The organism is Pedococcus sp. P2_E4, from assembly GCF_056403935.1.
In genome coordinates this window covers 1-3,579 of record NZ_JBFUEO010000081.1, presented here as the reverse complement: position 1 = coordinate 3,579, position 3,579 = coordinate 1, and the positions used below count along the sequence as shown (strand labels likewise).

General features: G+C 72.2%; 4 protein-coding genes. 1 reads left to right on the top strand and 3 read right to left on the bottom strand.

Annotation, left to right across the window (positions count from 1 at the left end; translation table 11 throughout):
- Positions 1 to 353: 353 nt before the first annotated feature.
- On the bottom strand, positions 354 to 815 hold the full coding sequence (locus AC1DV7_RS18155) for a MarR family winged helix-turn-helix transcriptional regulator (protein WP_477598734.1): 462 nt from the start codon (positions 813 to 815) through the stop codon (positions 354 to 356).
- 170 nt (positions 816 to 985) lie between these two features.
- Between AC1DV7_RS18155 and AC1DV7_RS18150 the strand changes: the two genes are divergently transcribed.
- The gene (locus AC1DV7_RS18150; RefSeq protein WP_477598733.1) at positions 986 to 1,162 is read left to right on the top strand and encodes a hypothetical protein; all 177 of its coding nucleotides are present in this window, start codon (positions 986 to 988) and stop codon (positions 1,160 to 1,162) included.
- A 75-nt stretch (positions 1,163 to 1,237) separates the two neighbouring features.
- Here AC1DV7_RS18150 and AC1DV7_RS18145 read toward each other — a convergent pair whose 3' ends face one another.
- Both AC1DV7_RS18145 and AC1DV7_RS18140 read right to left on the bottom strand, forming a co-directional pair.
- Positions 1,238 to 2,548, bottom strand: coding sequence for a D-alanyl-D-alanine carboxypeptidase/D-alanyl-D-alanine-endopeptidase (locus AC1DV7_RS18145; RefSeq protein WP_477598732.1), 1,311 nt, complete (start codon positions 2,546 to 2,548; stop codon positions 1,238 to 1,240).
- A 183-nt stretch (positions 2,549 to 2,731) separates the two neighbouring features.
- Positions 2,732 to 3,579 (bottom strand): hypothetical protein (locus tag AC1DV7_RS18140; RefSeq protein WP_477598731.1); only part of this gene is annotated, 848 nt, incomplete at its 5' end.

The window sequence follows — 3,579 nt, the reverse complement described above, 5'->3', positions numbered from 1 at the left end:
CTCCCGACCCGGTGCCGACGCCGCGGACTCCCTCGCCGGCACCGCGGACTCCCGTCCCGGCGCCGACGCCACGGACTCCCGTCCAGGCGCCGCGGACTCTCGCGAAGGCGCTGCCGCGCGCGCCGGCAACGGCGGTGCGGGGGCAAGAGGTGCGATGGCCATGCTTGATTCTATTCGAACACCTGTTCGAGTACGAAAGGTTGTCCACAGGCCTGACCAGCCGCCTGACCCACGCTGTCGGACGCGGAGGATGGGCCAAGGATGGGCCCCCGCCCCGTGTTGCTCGGCCCTCGCCCCGTGTTGCTCGGCCCTCGCCCCGTGTTGCACGGCTCCCGACGACCAGGCACCGACCGCTAGGACCCCACGGCTTCCTCGGGCTCGGCCGCGGCAGCGATCAGGTCGCTGAGGCTGTCGCGCAGGGCCTCGAGCTCGGGGATGCCCATGTCGAGGCGGGCCATGATGGCTGCAGGGATCCGCTCTGCCTGGCGGCGCGCCGCCCGTCCCTCGCGCGTCAGCGATACGGCCAGGGCGCGCTCGTCTCGCGGGTCGCGGCCGCGCACCACCATGCCGCTGGACTCCAGGCGCTTGAGCAGGGGCGACAAGGTCGCTGGCTCGAGGCTGAGCCGCTCGGCGAGCTCGGAGACGCGCAGCGGCGAGTCCTCCCAGAGCGCGAGCATCACGAGGTACTGCGGGTGGGTCAGCCCCATCGGCTCGAGGAGCGGACGATAGAGCCCGATCACGGTGCGCGACGCGACGGCCAAGGCGAAGCAGACCTGTCGGTCGAGCTTGAGCAGGTCGGGCACCCGGTCGGGCACCCGGTCGGGCACCCGGTCGGGCACCCGGTCGGGTGAGCCAGAGCCCGACGCGCCAGGCGGGCCGGACGCGCGAGAGGGGCTGGACGACTTCGGCACGGATTTCACTTCCCACAGGATTCGGACGTACTCTTAGTACGCAAATGTTTAGCACACTAACTAGTGGAGAAGCCATGAGCCGCAAGGCTGAGTCCGAGGGTCTGTCGATCGGCTACCGGATCTCGTACCGCATCCGAGCCATCGGGCTCAGCATCTACGGCCCCGCGCAGCTGGGCGATGCTGAGGACCCCCTGATGCGCCTGCGCCGCGAGCGCGCCGCCAAGGTCGAGGCCGCCCGCGCCCGCCACTGACGGCGGCCAACGAGTCCGCCCGCCGCTGATCGCCGCCAAGGTCGAGGCCGCCCGGACCCGCCACTGACAGACCCGTCAGAAGCAGCCGTTGACCGTCGCCGCGAGCATGTCGATGTTCTGCCGCTGCACGGTCGTCGACGTCGGCTTGCCGTTGATGACGAACGCGAACGCCTTCACCCGCCCGTCCTTGCCGACCGTCCAACCGGCCAGCGACACGGCGTCGCTCAGCGTGCCGGTCTTGGCATAGACCTTGCCGGCGGCGCACTTCGAGGTCGACGAGGTGAACCGGTCCCACGAGGCCCTCAGCGTCCCCGTCTGACCCGCGATCGCCAGGCCCGAGGGTGACCGCAGCGTCGCAAGCGGAGTCTTGTTGGCCGGCTCGAACGCGTTCGCCACGACCCGCGCGAGCTGCAACCCACTCAACCGGTCGCTGCGCGAAAGGCCCGACCCGTCATACAAGGCCGTGGCGGTGAGTCCCTCGGCGGCGAGCTGGCTGCTCTGGGCGGTGCGGGCTGCGGACCAGGTGTTGCCGACGCCCTTCTTGACGGCGACGAGGCGGTGCAGCGCCTCGGCGTGCTCGTTGTCGGACTCGACCAGCATGCGCGAGACGATCTGGCTGACGGTCTGCCCGGCGGACGACGCGAGTACCGGCGCCGACGAGCCGGCCACGCCGCGTCCCTTGCGGGTGACGTTGATGCCGTTGCTCGCGAGCTTCGTCGCGAACATGCCCGCGGCGTCGATGGCGGTGTCGTTGACGAGTCGCCCGTCGACCACCAGGGAGCGCAGCCAGGTGGTGTCGCCGGGGATGTACGACGACTGCCAGCCCGTCGCGAGGGAGGGGGCGGCGAAGAGGCTGTCGTCGGCATACAGGCGGACGGCCGTGGTGCCGGAGCCCTTGAGGGCCGTCGCGGTGGTCTGGGCGAGGCTCGTGAGCTGCGCCGACGAGAAGGCGGGGTCCCCCGAGCCGACGAGGTAGACCTGGTCCGCCTGGGCGCCGCGGCGCACCGTGGTCGTGAACCGGTAGCCGGGGCCGAACACGCGCAGGGCGTTGGTCGCGGTGACCAGCTTGGTGGTGGACGCGGGCATGAGCGCCTTGGTGCCGTTCTTGCTCCAGACGAGGTTGCCGTTGGCCACGTCGATGACCGCGCCGCTGAATGCCGTGCCGAAGCGTGCCGTCGTCGCGCGCGTCGCGAGGGCCTGGTTCATCCGGCGGTCTGCCGCCGTCGTCAGGTGCGTCGTGCTGAGGGTGCGAGTCGTGTTGCCGGACGGGGTGATCGGGTCGGCCGTCGCCGGGGCGATGGTGGTCGCGACCAGGGCCGTGGTCAGGGCAGCCGTGATGATCGTGGCGGCGGCGAGACGGTGGCGGGGGCGTGCGGCAGTCAGCATGGCGATCCTCGGTCGGGGGGTGCCCCAGACGGTACGGCCGAGGTAGGGGTTCGTGGTGGATTGAGCGGGCATTTGGGGTGGTTTTGGTCCGTTCGGACGAGGGCGCCCGCGGTTGCCTTCGTCACCCCTGCCCGTCCCTGCGACCCCAAACCCCAGCCGTATGCCGCGTGCTGGGCTTGCGGATCAGGCCTTGGACTTCGCCTTGCTGGCCTTCGCCTTGCTCGCCTTTGCCGCCGCGGCCTTGGTGGCCTTCGACTTGGCCTCGGCCTTGGCGGCCTTGGCCTGCGCGCGGGCGACGGCAGCCTTGGCCTTGGCGGCGGCCTTCGCCACCTGGGCCCGGCCCTTGGAGACACCCGTGCTGTGCTTGGCATGCCCCTTGCCGTAGGCGTGGCCCTTGCCGGGACCCTTCGCCGCACCGGTGACGGTGCCACCACCGGTGGTCGGGGGCTTCTGGGTGGTCGGGGGCGTCGTCACGGGGCCGCTCGGCGTGGTGGGCGTGGTCGGCGGCTTGTTGGTCACGACGGCCGGCACGACGACGACTTGGGTCCCGCCGCCGAAGTCGGTGGAGACCGCGGAGACGACCACGGCGCCACCAGTGCCGGACGTGCCGACGGGCACGACGGTGCCCGGGGTGCCCTTGGTGCCCGGCTGCTGGCCGGACGGTCCAGGCTGGGGCACGCCGCCGTCGTCAGTGGGTGCAGGGGTCTCGCCGGGCTCGCGCGGTCCCTGCGCCACGACCACGGGCGTCCGGCCGTGGTCGCCGAACAGACCGTCGATGACGGAGGGGAGGAAGCCGCTCATGGTCGCGGCCGCGCCGATGCCACCGATGGCGACGCTCCACGCGGCCACCCCGGCGCCGACGGTGGTCCACCGGGACGGCGTGGCGGCGGCTGCGGTCACGGCGCCGGCGCGGAGCACGACTCGCGAGGTGGTGGGCAGGGGGGAGTTCCAGGTGAGCAGGTCGACGACGGTCGCGGCGCTGGTCGGGGTGACGTGGGCGGCCGCAGCCGTGGCGGCGACGGGTGCGGCGG

Bases quoted from the DNA above. Each gene is read 5' to 3' on its own strand.
- AC1DV7_RS18150 (WP_477598733.1), top strand. From the start codon at position 986: ATGAGCCGCAAGGCTGAGTCCGAGGGTCTGTCGATCGGCTACCGGATC.
- AC1DV7_RS18145 (WP_477598732.1), bottom strand. From the start codon at position 2,548: ATGCTGACTGCCGCACGCCCCCGCCACCGTCTCGCCGCCGCCACGATC.